The 14,912-nt window shown below is 46.7% G+C and carries 17 protein-coding genes; 7 read left to right on the top strand and 10 right to left on the bottom strand.

The window, feature by feature from the left end; all coding sequences use genetic code 11:
• Window positions 1-9 precede the first annotated feature (9 nt).
• Entirely contained in the window at window positions 10-192 is a 183-nt protein-coding gene (locus ESP131_RS01590; protein WP_051656317.1) for a hypothetical protein, read from the bottom strand.
• Between ESP131_RS01590 and ESP131_RS01585 the strand changes: the two genes are divergently transcribed.
• Together ESP131_RS01585 and ESP131_RS01580 are read left to right on the top strand one after the other, a co-directional pair.
• A complete protein-coding gene (locus tag ESP131_RS01585; protein WP_051656316.1) occupies window positions 187-501 on the top strand; it encodes an FAD:protein FMN transferase in 315 nt (104 codons plus the stop codon). The genes ESP131_RS01590 and ESP131_RS01585 overlap by 6 nt on opposite strands.
• Window positions 489-1,067: a ferric reductase-like transmembrane domain-containing protein gene (locus ESP131_RS01580; protein WP_069940095.1), complete on the top strand. Its 579-nt coding sequence runs from the start codon at window positions 489-491 to the stop codon at window positions 1,065-1,067. The genes ESP131_RS01585 and ESP131_RS01580 overlap by 13 nt, the downstream gene beginning before the upstream one ends.
• A gap of 9 nt (window positions 1,068-1,076) precedes the next feature.
• Here the strand turns inward: ESP131_RS01580 and ESP131_RS01575 are convergent, their stop codons facing one another.
• From ESP131_RS01575 to ESP131_RS01565, 4 genes are all read right to left on the bottom strand, one after another.
• On the bottom strand, window positions 1,077-1,862 hold the full coding sequence (locus ESP131_RS01575; RefSeq protein ID WP_029342934.1) for an alpha/beta hydrolase family protein: 786 nt from the start codon (window positions 1,860-1,862) through the stop codon (window positions 1,077-1,079).
• Between the two features lie 132 nt (window positions 1,863-1,994).
• Window positions 1,995-3,551, bottom strand: coding sequence for an ABC-F family ATP-binding cassette domain-containing protein (locus ESP131_RS01570; protein ID WP_029342933.1), 1,557 nt, complete (start codon window positions 3,549-3,551; stop codon window positions 1,995-1,997).
• A gap of 31 nt (window positions 3,552-3,582) precedes the next feature.
• Window positions 3,583-3,756: a hypothetical protein gene (locus ESP131_RS16730; protein WP_197499335.1), complete on the bottom strand. Its 174-nt coding sequence runs from the start codon at window positions 3,754-3,756 to the stop codon at window positions 3,583-3,585.
• A gap of 86 nt (window positions 3,757-3,842) precedes the next feature.
• The gene (locus tag ESP131_RS01565; protein WP_069940094.1) at window positions 3,843-4,286 is read right to left on the bottom strand and encodes a hypothetical protein; all 444 of its coding nucleotides are present in this window, start codon (window positions 4,284-4,286) and stop codon (window positions 3,843-3,845) included.
• Between the two features lie 147 nt (window positions 4,287-4,433).
• Here ESP131_RS01565 and ESP131_RS01560 point away from each other — a divergent pair, with 147 nt between their 5' ends.
• From ESP131_RS01560 to ESP131_RS01545, 4 genes are all read left to right on the top strand, one after another.
• Entirely contained in the window at window positions 4,434-4,763 is a 330-nt protein-coding gene (locus tag ESP131_RS01560) for a hypothetical protein (RefSeq protein WP_029342931.1), read from the top strand.
• The gene (locus ESP131_RS01555) at window positions 4,760-5,983 is read left to right on the top strand and encodes a glutathionylspermidine synthase family protein (protein ID WP_069940093.1); all 1,224 of its coding nucleotides are present in this window, start codon (window positions 4,760-4,762) and stop codon (window positions 5,981-5,983) included. The genes ESP131_RS01560 and ESP131_RS01555 overlap by 4 nt, the downstream gene beginning before the upstream one ends.
• Window positions 5,980-6,615, top strand: a complete 636-nt coding sequence (locus ESP131_RS01550) for a Rossmann-fold NAD(P)-binding domain-containing protein (RefSeq protein WP_029342929.1) — start codon at window positions 5,980-5,982, stop codon at window positions 6,613-6,615. Before ESP131_RS01555 ends, ESP131_RS01550 begins: the two co-directional genes overlap by 4 nt.
• Before the next feature lie 239 nt (window positions 6,616-6,854).
• Window positions 6,855-8,348: a peptide MFS transporter gene (locus tag ESP131_RS01545; RefSeq protein ID WP_023469735.1), complete on the top strand. Its 1,494-nt coding sequence runs from the start codon at window positions 6,855-6,857 to the stop codon at window positions 8,346-8,348.
• Window positions 8,349-8,391: 43 nt separating this feature from the next.
• Here ESP131_RS01545 and ESP131_RS01540 read toward each other — a convergent pair whose 3' ends face one another.
• Window positions 8,392-9,648: a purine/pyrimidine permease gene (locus ESP131_RS01540; protein WP_231681714.1), complete on the bottom strand. Its 1,257-nt coding sequence runs from the start codon at window positions 9,646-9,648 to the stop codon at window positions 8,392-8,394.
• A 173-nt stretch (window positions 9,649-9,821) separates the two neighbouring features.
• Here ESP131_RS01540 and ESP131_RS01535 point away from each other — a divergent pair, with 173 nt between their 5' ends.
• Window positions 9,822-10,517, top strand: coding sequence for an alpha/beta hydrolase (locus ESP131_RS01535; RefSeq protein WP_069940092.1), 696 nt, complete (start codon window positions 9,822-9,824; stop codon window positions 10,515-10,517).
• Between the two features lie 107 nt (window positions 10,518-10,624).
• On the opposite strand, the gene ESP131_RS01530 is transcribed toward ESP131_RS01535, so the two are convergent.
• From ESP131_RS01530 to ESP131_RS01515, 4 genes are all read right to left on the bottom strand, one after another.
• Window positions 10,625-11,560, bottom strand: a complete 936-nt coding sequence (locus ESP131_RS01530) for a carbohydrate kinase family protein (protein WP_047390675.1) — start codon at window positions 11,558-11,560, stop codon at window positions 10,625-10,627.
• Entirely contained in the window at window positions 11,547-12,482 is a 936-nt protein-coding gene (locus ESP131_RS01525) for a PRD domain-containing protein (RefSeq protein ID WP_231925669.1), read from the bottom strand. The genes ESP131_RS01530 and ESP131_RS01525 overlap by 14 nt, the downstream gene beginning before the upstream one ends.
• A 34-nt stretch (window positions 12,483-12,516) precedes the next feature.
• On the bottom strand, window positions 12,517-13,929 hold the full coding sequence (locus tag ESP131_RS01520) for a sucrose-specific PTS transporter subunit IIBC (protein ID WP_023469730.1): 1,413 nt from the start codon (window positions 13,927-13,929) through the stop codon (window positions 12,517-12,519).
• A 169-nt stretch (window positions 13,930-14,098) separates the two neighbouring features.
• Window positions 14,099-14,902: an endonuclease/exonuclease/phosphatase family protein gene (locus ESP131_RS01515; RefSeq protein WP_029342925.1), complete on the bottom strand. Its 804-nt coding sequence runs from the start codon at window positions 14,900-14,902 to the stop codon at window positions 14,099-14,101.
• Between the last annotated feature and the right edge of the window lie 10 nt (window positions 14,903-14,912).

The following is a 14,912-nucleotide window of genomic DNA, read 5'->3' as shown; positions in this document are numbered from 1 at the left end:
GCTCTTGTTTTATTTGGCATACACCATCTGACCACCGAGATGTCCGGTATAAGCAAGTAATCCGCTACCGACGATGGCAGCAACGAAACTGAGTAATAAAAACATTTTTTTGTTTGAGCGGTAACCCAATAACAGAAATAACAGCGAGACACTAAAGGCAATCAGACCGAACAACGCGTCACTGATGTGCAACTACGACAAGGCGCGGTCGCGACATCGAACCGTGTCTATCGATCGTGGAAGACGGACGGACAGACGCATCATCATTTGTTAGATGGACGAACAGGACGCCCGACGAAAAGCCCGATCCTCCAAGTGACTGCATCTGCACCACAACTCTATGAAGCGGAAGTCATGACGAAGCTTGCCTTTCAGATGACAGAGGCAGAACGTCAAGAAAAGCTGTTTCGTTGGTTTCCAAAAGGACGATTACTGATTTTGGATACTGCTGGGGAATGGCGAAGTGAACAGAAGGGAGTGAGTGAGATATGGACTGGATGAAATGGTTGTTCTCGACATGGACGATGATTCGATTGAGTGGATTAAGTGGACACTTCTTCATGACGATTTCTGTCTTAGCTGGATTGCTCGGTTCCTACCCGGCACTCAAAAAACAAAAAGCACGACTGCATCACGTGCATTTATATAGTGGCTGGGCAGGTTTACTCGCAATCGTCTTACATGCGACGCTCATCATCGTCGATTCATACGCACCACTGACGATTTTTGAGGTCCTGATTCCGGGGCAAGCTTCTTATGAACCACTCTGGAATGCGCTAGGAACGATCAGTCTCTACTTATTCGGGTTCGTTCTCGTGACTTCGGATTTCTTAAAGGAGACGCTAGGCAAGACGCTTTGGAAATTGACACACTGGCTCGTCTTACCTGCTTGGCTATTAATGACGGTACACGGTCTATTCATCGGTACGGATACGGGAACTCTGTTTACGACGATTTGGTACGCTGTCTCAACACTGACGATGTTTACGCTCGTCCTATACCGGATGCGGATCCGTCCTGTTCAACGGACTCGAACTTCAGCAAAAGAGCGCTCAGTCGTACGCTGAGCGCTCTTTTCATTGTCGTGCGAGCCAAGACGTCCATTCGTTAAAGGCAGCATCCCGATTCTCGATATAGTTGTGATCACTATCGACGATCGCTTCCTCAAACGGGCTGTCTGATAGTAGTAAGTCATGATGGAGTGCTTTGATCGACGTTTCGTCCCGTTCTGACGTCATAAGTAACATCGAGCGATCGGCTAGACGTTCTTTTAGCGTCAGTAAGTTCCAAGTCGTATGATGGTGCTTCAACTCGTCTAGTAACGCGTCAGCAACGGCACCATTTAGGAAAGCAGCTCCACGCTCGAGTACACCGTGTAGCGCAGCTTCGTATTCTGGATGTTCAAGGACGAGCTGACCGACGAGACCGAAATTAAACGGAGAGATCCCGACATAATGTGCAGCCTCTGGTGTCTCAGCAAAAGCATGCAGACCGGCGAAGCCGCCCATGCTATGACCAACGACGGTAATCTGATCTGCCTTGATGCCATGTTCGGTAGTGAAAGACTCTGAGCAGACGTACTGTAATGTGGCAGTTGCGTCTTCCAAAACATGCTGGAATCGGAATGTTCCGGGACTTCCAATCGTTCCACGATATGACGTGACGAGTACATGGTATCCTGCGCTTTGAAGTTGAACTGCCCAGTCCATATTCAACTGTTTCCCGGGAAATCCGTGGAAGAGGACAATCAGTGGAGCATCCTCTGTGTGTTCAGGTGAATAGAGACGGACAATCAACTGTTCTGAACCACCGCTTGGAACATGGAGATAGGATAGTGTTGCTTTTTTCGTGATCGTTTCCAAAAAAACACGCTCCTTCATAATCATTTTCTAAGTCTTAGTGTGCGTGAAGATGCACAATCATGCAATGATTAAGTGTGTGAACTAAAAAGATGGGATACCCTTTTGGGCATCCCATCTTTTGTAAAGCATCGCTTAGAATACTTTTGTCGTCCATGATTCACAGTTCCATAAGTCTGTCGCAACAGCTTCATAGAATTCTGGTTCGTGTGAGATCAACAAGACTGTTCCTTTGTACTCTTGTAACGCACGTTTTAATTCTTCTTTGGCTTCGACGTCCAAGTGGTTCGTCGGCTCATCGAGTACGAGGATGTTCGATTCCGTATTCATCAATTTACAAAGACGGACTTTCGCTTTTTCCCCACCGCTGAGCACTTCGATTTTCGATTCGATGTGTTTCGTCATCAAACCACACTTCGCGAGCATGGCGCGGACTTGTTGTTGTGTCAGAGACGGGAACGTATTCCAAATCTCTTCGATACACGTATTCGAGTTCTTCTCTTTAACTTCTTGTTCGAAGTACCCGATATGCAGGTTTTCTCCTCGCTCAACGACACCAGAGACAGCTGGAATTTCACCGAGCAAACTCTTGAGCAACGTCGATTTACCAATTCCGTTCGCACCGTGCAAGGCAATCTTCTGCCCACGTTCGATCGTCAGATCGAGAGGACGAGAAAGTGGCTCATCGTATCCGATGACGAGACCTTTTGCTTCGAACATCAATTTACTTGGTGTCCGTGCTTGGAGGAAATGGAACTCTGGTTTTGGACGTTCTTGCGCAAGTTCAATAACATCCATCTTATCGAGCTTCTTCTGACGTGACATCGCCATGTTCCGTGTCGAGACACGTGCTTTGTTCCGAGCAACAAAATCCTTCAACTCAGAGATTTCCTGCTGTTGACGCTTAAACGCAGACTCGAGTTGTTTTTTCTTCGCTTCATGGATCGTGACGAAGTTGTCATAGTCACCGACATAACGATTCAATTCTTGATTTTCCATATGATAAATCAAGTTGATGACACTGTTAAGGAATGGGATATCGTGCGAAATCAAGATGAACGCATTCTCATATTCATTCAAGTAGCGTTTCAACCATTCGATATGCTGGACATCGAGATAGTTGGTCGGCTCATCGAGTAAGAGAATGTCTGGTTTTTCAAGGAGAAGTTTAGCAAGCAGGATTTTCGTCCGCTGTCCACCACTGAGCTCCTGTACATCCCGATCGAGTCCGATCTCATCGAGACCAAGACCGCGCGCGATTTCTTCAACTTTTGCATCGATCGTATAGAAGTCGTTATTCGTCAAAATATCTTGTAAGACGCCGACTTCTTCGAGCATCTTTTCAAGTTCTTCTGGCTCGACTTCGCCCATTTTACCGTACAAATCATTGATTTCCTGTTCGATGTCGAACATGTACTGGAATGCGCCTTTAAGGGCATCGCGAATTGTTAATCCTTTTTCAAGGACAGCGTGCTGATCCAAATAACCGACGCGTACATGCTTTGCCCATTCGACTTTTCCATCATCCGGCTCAAGTTGAGACGTAATGATGTTCATGAACGTCGATTTTCCTTCACCGTTCGCACCGACGAGACCGATGTGCTCGCCTTTTAACAGGCGGAAGGAGACATTTTCGAAAATGGCGCGGTCACCGAATCCGTGACTTAAGTTAGATACCGTTAAAATACTCATAATTGCTCCTTATTTCATGAATTCCTGTGACTTAGACGCCTGTCCGTTTTTTCTGGTTGTTCGCTTTTTTCGTCTGTTGGCTCGTCAATTGTTTCGTTTGTGTCCCTTGTAAGCCGGTCGGACGTTTTGTTTGCGCTTGTTTTTTTGCCTTCAAGCGCTCGACCATTGCCTCTTGCAATGATAGTTTTTTTGGTTGTTCACTCATGTTCGTTCACCTCGATTGATTCGTTCTTACCTTCTAGTATGCCAAAAAAAACGTCTCTTGGAAATGAAGAGACTTGATTTTACTTCTTAAAGTGTATCTGCGAGATAAACGACGTAACAATTGCGATCGATATCGATTTCACAGCTATCACGCTCGAAAATGCCGTGACCTTCGACTTCGATCTTGTCCTTGATCAAGAAACGCATCGCTTGAACATGGTTCGGAACCGTTGATGTTTTTAAAAGCGGTTGGGCACTATCTGATAGATACTTTCTGAATTCAATGTGGATTTGATGAGGTGGATACACGCGCTCTTCCGTTACACGGGGCGATGCTTTGATATGGTCGACGATCAATTGATCGTATTCGCCTGCCATTTCATTGGAACGAAGCTCATATTGATGTCCTTCGATGATATGGAATTCACAGAGTTGATGGGCGATGATCTCTTCTGGCTCAATTGCATAGCGATCGTATTGATAAATCGGATGGAATTCATCATTTTCTTCAACATAATAGGCAAGTGACATGCGTAAATCCTCCTTTTTGTTCTATAGATACTATTACCACGTTCGGAGAAAAAAAGTTCCGGTAGAACAAAGAAACTTTTCTCTCTGAAAAAGCGTATACTATCCATAACGAGAGTAAATGGAAAGGGGACTGAGACGGTGAATTGGATGAAACAAGCGACATTAGCTGCAACACTGTTGATTGGAACGACACTGAGTGGTTGCGGATCGGATGATGCACGAGCGGAACGACCAGACGATCCGGATTGTGATGACTATGAATACGATAATGATGAAGGCGTTTGGTACTGTGATGATAGCTCGTCGACCCATTCAGGATTCTATTACTGGGGTGGTAGTTATTTCGCATCCCGTGCCTTGATGCATAGTGCGATGCGAACAAAAGGATATACGCCGAAATCAAAAGCAGTGAAAAGCTATAACACGAAGACAAAAGGATTCGGAACAGGCTCGTCTTCCGGCTTTTTCGGCGGATGAACAAGCGGCAAACGTTTTATGGAGACATTGATCGTTTTTGGGATGTGTTGGACGGGGAACCGTACGCTGTGACGGAAATCATGCCCATCTCGGACGAACGAATCGATCAACTGCATATCGCAGCGCAAGAAGTTTACCAGATATTTGAGAAAGTGCTTCCGATTCTTCGGTCGATGGATGATGAGGCGCTGCTCGAGCTTGGCTTTCCAGTTGAAAGTCTCGCTTTTTTACGACTCGAGACGATGCGACCGTTGACCGTCATCGGACGCTTTGATTTCATTGCGACGGCAAATCGTATTTCACTCATGGAATGGAACTCGGATACGCCGACTTTCATTAAGGAAGTATTTGAAGTCAATGATGTCGTAGCGGAAAAACAAGGTTTTGAACGGGTCAACGATGGGGAAAACAAATGGCTGAAGGCAACGGTCCGTCGTGCGATCGAAGCCGCGAAATATCGGACGAAACAGCATCCGCACGTCGTCTTCACCTCACATGGTGACCATATCGAGGATCGGTTGACGGCTGAGTATTTGCAGTCGTTTTGGAGTGATGCGACCTACTGTCCACTTCATGCTTTAGAGATTCGTCCGGAAGAAGGTTTGTACGATGAGGCAGGTAAAAGAATCGATATCTTATATCGTCAAACCTTTCCGATCGAGATGGCCTTACTTGACCGGGATGAGGACGGAAGAAATTTAGGACAATTACTCCTGCAACTCGTTGAGACGGGGCGACTGGAAATCATCAACCCGCCGTCTGCCTTTTTAATGCAAGCCAAGTCGGTTCTTGCATTAATCTGGATGTTGCATGAAACCAATCATCCGTACTTGAGCGAAACGGACCACATGATGATTGCGCGTTATTTTTTACCGACATACTTATCCGCTGATCCATTCATTTCAAGTCAGCGATCATTCGTTAAAAAACCGATCTTCGGCCGTGAGGGAGATACTGTGACGGTCCATGATGAACGCGGAAATATCATGCTAAAAAACGAACAGCATACGTTTCGTGATCAACCGGCTGTTTATCAAGCATATCAAGAATTACCGACGTACTCACTTCGGGAAGAGGGAGAAGTCGCGTATATGTACGGTGTCTTTATTTTAGGAGGAAGACCAAGTGCGATCGGTGTACGTGCCGGAGAACGGATCACTGGAAACCGTTCCTATTTCGTACCAATTGGTCGACAGCATGAAGGAGGGAGAAACGTATGAGAGCAGCAATTTTAGGAGCATCTGGTCTAGTCGGACAAGAACTCGTCGATCGTTTGTTGGCAGAAGATGCATACAGCGAGGTACATGTTCTCGTTCGCCGCCCGATGCGCCGTTTTCATCCGAAATTGGAAGAATGGGTGATTGATTTTGATCGTGTGACAGAAATTGAATTACCTGTCGTTGACCATGTCTATTGTGCACTGGGCACGACGATCAAACAAGCAGGATCGCAAGAGGCATTTCGTCTGGTTGACTACACATATCCGATTGAACTTGGTCGTGAATTGTTAGACCTCGGGGCGACACGATTTGCCTTGATTTCGGCGCTCGGTGCCCATCCGAATGCCAAAACCTTCTACAATCGCGTAAAAGGGGACACGGAAAACGGATTACGTGTACTGGGGTATGACGCGTTATTGATTTTTAGACCATCATTGTTACTAGGGGATCGAGATGAATTCCGCTTCGGCGAACAAGCGGCTGCGAAAATTTCAACGGTCTTACGCCCCTTGTTGAAGCGGAGCGCCATTGCTCCGATCGAAGCTGGTCAAGTCGCTGCAGCGATGATCCGTGAAACGTTACATGCACCGCCTGGAATTACAATCATCGAATCGAAACAGATGCAATCCTGAGCAGTCGAGTAGTCGACTGCTCTTTTTGTTATTCTTGTAACGTAAATAATATTTGACTCATCAAATGATTTGCGGTTGAATGGTAAAGTGCTGTCTCATATATAAAAAAAGAAGTGAGACAATTCAGGCAAAACAGTGTATTCGTATCCTATCTGTTTCGTCACGCTTATCGTTTGGGGAAAGCGGGAAAAGATGATGGATTATGCACTTATTTAGGATTGATGAAAGGAGCCGATCATATGGCAGAGTTTGATCGCGATCAGGTCTATAAGACCGTTCCGCAAAAAGGATTCTTCGGGAATCCAAAAGGGTTGTTCACCCTCTTCTTCACTGAGTTTTGGGAGCGTTTCTCCTACTATGGCATGCGTGCCATCCTTATCTTCTACATGTACGATTCAGTTGCCAATGGTGGGCTAGGTATTGATAAGACGACAGCTGCGTCAATCATGGCCGTTTATGGTTCGCTCGTCTACATGTCAGGGATCATTGGGGGATGGGTAGCTGACCGTTTACTCGGTACGTCACGGACCGTCTTCTATGGTGGTATCTTGATCATGCTAGGGCATATCGTCCTTGCTTTACCAGCAGGCATTACAGCCCTCTTCATCTCGATGGGACTCATCGTCATCGGTACTGGTTTCTTGAAACCGAACGTATCGAATATCGTCGGTGATTTGTACAGCAAGACGGATAACCGTCGCGATGCTGGTTTTAGTATCTTCTACATGGGGATCAACGCTGGGGCATTCCTCTCACCACTCGTCGTCGGTGAAGTGGCTGACCGCGGTGGATATCACGCTGGTTTCGCACTCGCTGCCATCGGGATGTTCGCAGGACTTGTCGTCTTCGTCTTGACGAAAAAGAAAAACCTCGGTCAAGCGGGTACGTATGTCTTGAACCCATTAAAAGGGGACGAGAAAAAACGTTTCATCACGATCGCATCAATCGTTGTCGTCGTCGTTGCGGTACTCGGTGTCGTTGCATCGATGACAGGACTGTTGACGATTTCTCGTTTTACTTTAATGGTCACGATTCTCGGGATTTTGATTCCGATCGCTTACTTCACAGTCATGCTTCGTAGTCCAAAGATCACGGATGATGAGCGCTCACGTTTGATTGCGTATATTCCGCTTTTCATCGCAGCAGCGATTTTCTGGGCAATCCAAGAACAAGGTTCATACGTCCTCTCCATCTTCGCAAGTGAACGGACGAACCTTTCATTCTTAGGATTCGAGATTCAACCAGCGTTCTTCCAATCGTTGAATCCGCTCTTCATCATCGTATTAGCACCTGTGTTCGCGAGCTTCTGGGTCAAACTCGGTGACCGTCAACCAACGACGATGCAAAAGTTCTCGTTTGGTCTTCTGTTCGCAGGACTTTCGTTCATCGTCATGACACTACCAGGGATCCTGTTCGGTGTTGAGACATCAGTTAGTCCACTCTGGCTTGCACTGAGCTTCTTCCTCGTCGTCATCGGTGAGCTCTTCTTGTCACCAGTCGGTCTATCGGCAACAACAAAACTGGCGCCGGCAGCCTTCTCAGCGCAAACGATGAGTTTGTGGTTCTTGACGAACGCAACGGGTCAAGCAGTCAACGCACAAATCGTTAAATACTACACGAATGACACGGAGATTTTGTACTTCGGTATCACGGGTATCGTTGCCGTCATCTTCGGATTACTCTTGTTCGCTTTCGCACCAAAACTTCAAAAATACATGCGCGGCATTCGCTGATGCATGAAAAAGACGCTTTCTCGATTGAGAAAGCGTCTTTTTATTAATCGTTCGTCCGAATATGGCGTAACCCTTCTGCAAGCAAGGCGACCAATGTTCCGAGGACGAGACCGTTCGACATCAGGGTCGTCACAAGTGGTGGTAAATCGGCCGTTGCTCCTTTCGGTAGTAACAACGCACCGATACCGACGAGGACCGGGAGACCAACCGTGATCATCGCCGTTTGACGATTCAAGTCACGGGCTGCTTCCGTGACGCCGATGATTGCCATGCCGGCAACGATTGGTGCGACCATCGCATAACCGACAGCGACGGGGATTTTAGCGATCAATCCGACGAATGGTGTCACGATACTAAGGAAGAGACACGTGATGTTCGCATAGACGAACGCTTTCCGGTCCGTGTTATCCGTTGAGGCGATGAATCCAGCCGTTCCGGAAATGGCGACAGGACCTACCGTACCGAACAGACCAGCGAAGAGTTGTCCGATACCAGCCGTGATACCAGCTGTTCCGACTTGTCCTTTGACGGTCTCACCACGCTTGGCACTGATGATCCGTTCGATGACCTTGATGTTCGCTAAGACGTTCGTCATTAATAATAACGAGATGATGAGAGCTGTCGGTAATAAGCTCCAGTCGACATGAATACCGCCAAACGGCAACAAGCTCGGTAAAGTGAACAGTGGACCATCAAAGCTTGGCATCTCGGCACGACCGATTAATGCAAACATGCTCCAACCGACGAGTAGCGTGATTAATAAAGCATACTGGCGTAAGCGATCACTGCGTTCTAAATAAAGCGAGATCAAGACCGTCAGAATCGAGATGACGGCAGGTAATACTTGAATTCGTCCATCCTCGATATTGAGCAATCCTTTCATGACGGATCCGGACAGTTGTGCCGACAGCAACAGCATATAGACACCGATGACTTGCGGTGTAAAAAGAGGGACTAAGCGCCGTAAGACACCCGTCATCGTCAAGACGATACAGATGATACCGCTGAGTAGGAGTAAGAATCCAAGCGACTGTAACGTGTTTGAGTAACTGCCGTACAATGTGACACCAATCGACGAATAGAGAGCAAATACACCCCACCAAATTCCAGCAGGACCTTCCATGATCGGTAGACGATGTCCGAGCAGGACTTGAAAGAGACTTAAGATGGCAAATACGAATAGACAACGAGATAAGAAGGAAAGCGTCTCGGCACCCGAGAGTTCAAACGATGCTGCGATGGCAAGGGGCGGGGCAATGTTGGTACAAATGATGAATAAAAACCATTGAATCGTAGACACAAGGGTACGCGGCAAAACGTGAATCTCCTTTCGAAAAAACAATATTGGTTTCATCTTAAACCAATTCATGAAAAAGAGATAGGCATGCTTACAATGACTGAAAATTCTAATATTTGTTTTCATATGTGATTTAACACATAATATTGGGTATAACGGTAACGGGAGGGAATGACATGAAAAAGTGGATTATACGAATCATCGGAACGATTGCTGCGCTCTTGGCACTGCTTGTATGTGCCTTCATGATCTGGGCACAGTTCGATTATGATGCTTCCTCGCAAGCGATATCTTACGTGGAAACAGAGACACCCCGTGAAGTGACGTTCGGGAAAGAGGCGAGTGACGTCGGATTCATTTTTTATCAAGGAGCAAAAGTCGATGCAGCGGCTTACAGTTATTACGGCAAACAACTAGCGAAAGAAGGGCACTTTGTCGTCATCCCGAAGCTACCGTTTCGAATTGCGTTGCTTGACTCAAACGAAGGACTCGCTATCATCGAGGAATATCCGCAGGTCAAAAAGTGGTATTTGATCGGGCATTCGCTCGGCGGAAGCGCGGCTTCGACGATCGTCGAACAACATCCGAAAATTAAGGGGATCGTTTTTCTCGCGTCCTATCCGATTGATTCGATTGATATACCCTCATTGACGATTTATGGTGGACGAGATGGTGTCTTACCCGTCGCTGATATCGAAAAAAGTAAACAGGACGTTCGAAAAGATGCGGTATTCCATGAAATCAAGCAAGGGAATCATGCAAACTTTGGTATGTACGGTCGACAAAAGGGAGACAATAGTAGCCCATTAACGCCAAAAGAACAACAGGACGAGTCATTAGATGAAATCAAACGATTTATCGATACACCTTAATCGATGCTCTTAGTGAATAAACGATTCATCAATCAAACGAAAAGGATGGAGAGATTTCGGCACTGAGTCCGGAATCTCTCCATCCTTATTTCTAATGAGTCATCGATTTAACTCAAGCGATGAGCGACTTCGTCAAGCGTTGGCAAAGCAGCCATCGCTCCTTTGACAGAAGCAGCAAGTCCGCCTGAAATTGCTGCGAATCGACCGATGTCGCGAAGTTCATCTTCAGACCAATCAAATGAAAAATCGCGTAACGCACACTGGTAGAGTAAACCGGACATGAAGGCATCTCCAGCACCTGTCGTATCGATTGCGTCGACCGTAATCGCATCGATGACAGCCATCGCACGATCCGTATAGAGAATCGATCCTTCACTTCCTCGCGTGATGGCAAGAAGACGAATCGGATATTCAGCTAACAATTCAGCAGCCCCGTCATCAAGATTCGTTTGTCCAGTTAGAAACGTCAATTCTTCCTCAGCAAGTTTGACAATTTGTGCATCCGGTAGGACAGACCGAATCGTCGTCCGCGCTTCGTCAAGATTCGGCCATAACGACTCTCGTAAGTTCGGATCGTAAGAGACGGGTACTTCGTGTGCTTTTGCACGTGCGATGGCTTTTCGTGTCGCGTTGACGGATTCTCCAGTAATCAAAGAGATCGAACCGATGTGTAATAAATCGACGGACGTGAAATCCTCTGGGACATGCGTTTCGTGGAATTGCATATCAGCGCGCTCCGCGTTGATGAACTCGAACGATCGCTCTCCATCCTGACCGTTCGTAACGAGCACAAGTCCTGTTTTTTGCGTCGAATCGTGGACGAGATGATCGGTACGAACACCATAATGATGTAACGTATCTTTCAAGAAGTGCCCCATCGAATCATCACCGACAGCTCCAAGAAAATAACTATCAGCACCTAATCGAGCGAGTCCGACAGAGACATTGGCAGGAGCACCTCCAGGATTTTTTTGAAACGTCATGTTATCAGCATCGAGAGGAATCAAATCAATCAATGCTTCCCCTAAACTAAAGATTTTCATACGTAGAACTCCTTTCAAGATCCGGACGAATCCGTTCGATGTGTAAAGCCATATAGCCGATTTCTGATTCAGGTACACGTGTATCGAGTTCGACAGTCAACCAATTGCCCATTTGACTCGCACAGGCATAAGCCTCGGCATAACGTGTTTTGACGGCAGATAAAATCACATCATCCATGTCGTGTAAGGTTTCTCCTTGTTCAATCCGGGCGAGGACCAGTTTCATATGCGTAAAGAAACGATAATACGTCATCGATGAGGTCTCGATCGTTTGTCCAAAAAAGACTTCGATCTGTTCACGTAGTTCATTGAGTAACGTGACCGTTTGTAATGCAGTAGCCATGTTCGGATGCGTTTGACGTGCATTATATAAGTGGAGCGCGATGTTCGCCGCTTCTTCTTTCGGTAGTGTGACCTGTAAAGCACGCTCGATTTCAAGAACTGCCCATTCTCCGATTGCATACTCCGGTCCATACAAAAGGCGAATCTCTTCTGCCAATCGATTATGCACGACGAGTTGTTCACGTGCTAATCGTACGGCGTGAGCAAGGTGGTCCGTCAGACTGACATGAATATAGTCATGAAACGGTGTCTGAAGCTCACCTTCTGCATGCGAGATGATCCGTTCCGATAAATCAATGATCTCGAGTGGTGTCGTTGTCAGAATCTCTTTAAACTGTTCTGCATTTTCAAATGAAGGGATGAACATTTTTTCGATTTTCGTCGCTTGAATCGGATCTTTTTTCTTTTTTCCAAAAGCAATGCCTGGTCCCATGACGATGCGTTCCTGTCCATTTTCTTTGACGACAACAGCGTTGTTATTGAGGATTTTATGAATAATCAGCCTGACGTCCTCCTTTCCGGTCTTTTCTTCTATTATAAAGCGAACTCCGGCGCTTTGCGAACCGACAAATGCGACCACCGAGCCCGAGGACTCGGTTTGGTCGCATGAAGGATTAAGCAGCAACGTCCGTTTCTTTTTGTTTTCGTGCATCGAGACGCATCAAGACGACAGTCGAGATGAAAGCAGTGACGACTGCAATGGCGAACCCAACGAGATAGTTAATCAAGTTTGATGCACCGAGTGGCGCGACGATCGCAATCATTGGAATTCCAGTTAATCCATAAGCGTTCGCAGCGACTTGTGTCAAGACGACATAACCGCCACCGATCGCACCACCAATGGCACCACCGATGAATGGTTTTCCAAGACGTAAGTTGACGCCATAAATGACGGGTTCCGTGATTCCGAGAAAGGCCGAGAACGCAGACGGTAGGGCGAGTGCTTTGAGTTTGACGTTCTTCGTTAAGAAGTAAACGGCAAGTCCGGCACCACCTTGAGCGACATTCGCCATTGACCAAATCGGTAAGAGGAAGTTCTTTCCGATACTCTTGTCGGCAAGTAATCCTGCCTCAATGGCATGGAAACTGTGGTGCATCCCCGTGATGACGATTGTCGAATAAAGTCCACCGAAGAGAAGACCGGCGACGACTGAGAACTGCTCATAGAAGAAGACGAGTACGAATGAAATGCCTTTTCCGAGTAACGTTCCAATCGGACCAATAACGATCAATGCCAAGAATCCAGTGACGAGGACAGTGACGAATGGTGTGACAAGTAGATCGAGTGTTTCTGGCGTCCGCTTACGAACTTGTTGTTCAATCTTTGCCATGACCCAAACCGTTAAGAGAACCGGGAAGACCGTTCCTTGATAACCGATCAACTCGATGTTCATTCCGAGGAACTTCATGACTTCCGGATCACTATTACCGAGCGTCCAAGGGTTTAAGAGGGACGGGTGTGTCATGATTCCCCCGATGACGGCACCGAGGTACGGGTTCGCACCGAATTCACGAGCTGCCGAGAAACCGATCAGAATCGGTAAGATGATGAAGGCAGAAGACGAGAACATATCCAGTAGTTGGACGATCGGTGAATCACCGTCAACCCAACCGAAGGCCTTGATCATACCGAGTAATCCCATCAAAAGACCGGCTGCGACGATTGCCGGAATGAGTGGAACGAAGACGTTCGAGAGCGAGCGGGCAAGACGGGCGAACGGATTTAATTTTTGCGATGCAGCCTTTTTAACGTCGAGTGGTTCTTCTCCATCGACCTTTACACCGGCAAGTGGTGCAAACGCAGCAAATACCTTGTTGACGGTACCGGTTCCAAAGATGATCTGGTATTGACCAGAACTTGAGAAGGCGCCGCTGACACCATCTAAGTCTTCAAGTGCTGCTTGATCGACCTTTGATTCATCATGCAAGACAAGACGTAAACGCGTCGCACAATGAGCAGCAGTGATGATGTTCTCGCGTCCACCGACGAGTTCGAGCACACGTTTAGCAGTTTGTTGATAATCCATCGGAAAAATCCTCCTTTTTCATGAAACGTGCTGAATGAGACAAAAAAAGGCAAGACCGAACGACACCTCTCCTAAGGAGGCATCATTTCGGTCTTGCCAGCCGTACTGTCACAATCCGCACTATTGATTTGATTTCATCATAAAGGAGAAAAGAAAGCGTTGTCAACAATCAATTTTCATTTTTTTGAATTTGAATATCGACCTCAACCCCGTAGTGATCGGAAACGACCGGTCCGTGAACCCCATCAAACACGACACCGACGCGTTCGACGTCAATTTTCCGATTCGATAAGACGAGATCGATCCGCAATCCTTGTTGATTGTCTTCCCATCCATCGATGTTGCCATTGATCGTCTCAATTCCAACCGTTTCCTTAGCTAGCAGGAAGACGTCGTGCAATCCCCGTTGCATCATATAGTCATAACCTGTATTTCGTTCTAAGGCATCGTTGTTGAAATCACCGAGGAAGAATGTCCATTCGAGTGGATCCATCCGAGCCATCAAATGATTGAATTGTTCCTGGAACGGTTCGACTTCATCTGCCCACCAGCCAAGATGGCATGTATTGAACGTAATCGGTATTCCGTCGACTTGGATCGTCGCACGAACGATTTTTCGCGATTTCCAATCGAATGTATCTTGACTGCGGCTGACATAATAACTGTCCGATTTTAAGATTGGATGTTTCGTCAAAAGAGCGAGTCCTTCTTCGTACTTATCATAGCCGATATGAGCAAAATCCCAGACGAGGGAGTAGGTTTGACCTTGGTCTTTTAACGCTTGCTGGATCAAATAGGCAAAGTTATCGTTGCGCACATCGTCATAGACGATGGGTGTATCCATCAATTGACTCACTTCTTGTAGTGCGATGACATCATAATCTTGAGCGAGAATTTGTTGGACGATCTGGTTTAATTTTTCAAGTGGTTGTTCTTCTTGCCACGAATGACAGTTTAATGTGAGTAGACGCATGAGTGGTCCT

It is taken from the genome of Exiguobacterium sp. U13-1, assembly GCF_001750115.1.
Lineage (GTDB): Bacteria > Bacillota > Bacilli > Exiguobacteriales > Exiguobacteriaceae > Exiguobacterium_A > Exiguobacterium_A acetylicum.
Note: the sequence above shows the minus strand (reverse complement) of the source record. Positions and strands in the feature narration are given on the sequence as shown.

Excerpts from the sequence above, each read along its gene's own strand:
- ESP131_RS01580 (WP_069940095.1), top strand. The coding sequence starts at position 489 with ATGGACTGGATGAAATGGTTGTTCTCGACATGGACGATGATTCGATTG.
- ESP131_RS01570 (WP_029342933.1), bottom strand. The coding sequence starts at position 3,551 with ATGAGTATTTTAACGGTATCTAACTTAAGTCACGGATTCGGTGACCGC.
- ESP131_RS16730 (WP_197499335.1), bottom strand. The coding sequence starts at position 3,756 with ATGAGTGAACAACCAAAAAAACTATCATTGCAAGAGGCAATGGTCGAG.
- ESP131_RS01565 (WP_069940094.1), bottom strand. The coding sequence starts at position 4,286 with ATGTCACTTGCCTATTATGTTGAAGAAAATGATGAATTCCATCCGATT.
- ESP131_RS01560 (WP_029342931.1), top strand. The coding sequence starts at position 4,434 with ATGAAACAAGCGACATTAGCTGCAACACTGTTGATTGGAACGACACTG.
- ESP131_RS01555 (WP_069940093.1), top strand. The coding sequence starts at position 4,760 with ATGAACAAGCGGCAAACGTTTTATGGAGACATTGATCGTTTTTGGGAT.
- ESP131_RS01550 (WP_029342929.1), top strand. The coding sequence starts at position 5,980 with ATGAGAGCAGCAATTTTAGGAGCATCTGGTCTAGTCGGACAAGAACTC.
- ESP131_RS01545 (WP_023469735.1), top strand. The coding sequence starts at position 6,855 with ATGGCAGAGTTTGATCGCGATCAGGTCTATAAGACCGTTCCGCAAAAA.
- ESP131_RS01535 (WP_069940092.1), top strand. The coding sequence starts at position 9,822 with ATGAAAAAGTGGATTATACGAATCATCGGAACGATTGCTGCGCTCTTG.
- ESP131_RS01530 (WP_047390675.1), bottom strand. The coding sequence starts at position 11,560 with ATGAAAATCTTTAGTTTAGGGGAAGCATTGATTGATTTGATTCCTCTC.
- ESP131_RS01520 (WP_023469730.1), bottom strand. The coding sequence starts at position 13,929 with ATGGATTATCAACAAACTGCTAAACGTGTGCTCGAACTCGTCGGTGGA.
- ESP131_RS01515 (WP_029342925.1), bottom strand. The coding sequence starts at position 14,902 with ATGCGTCTACTCACATTAAACTGTCATTCGTGGCAAGAAGAACAACCA.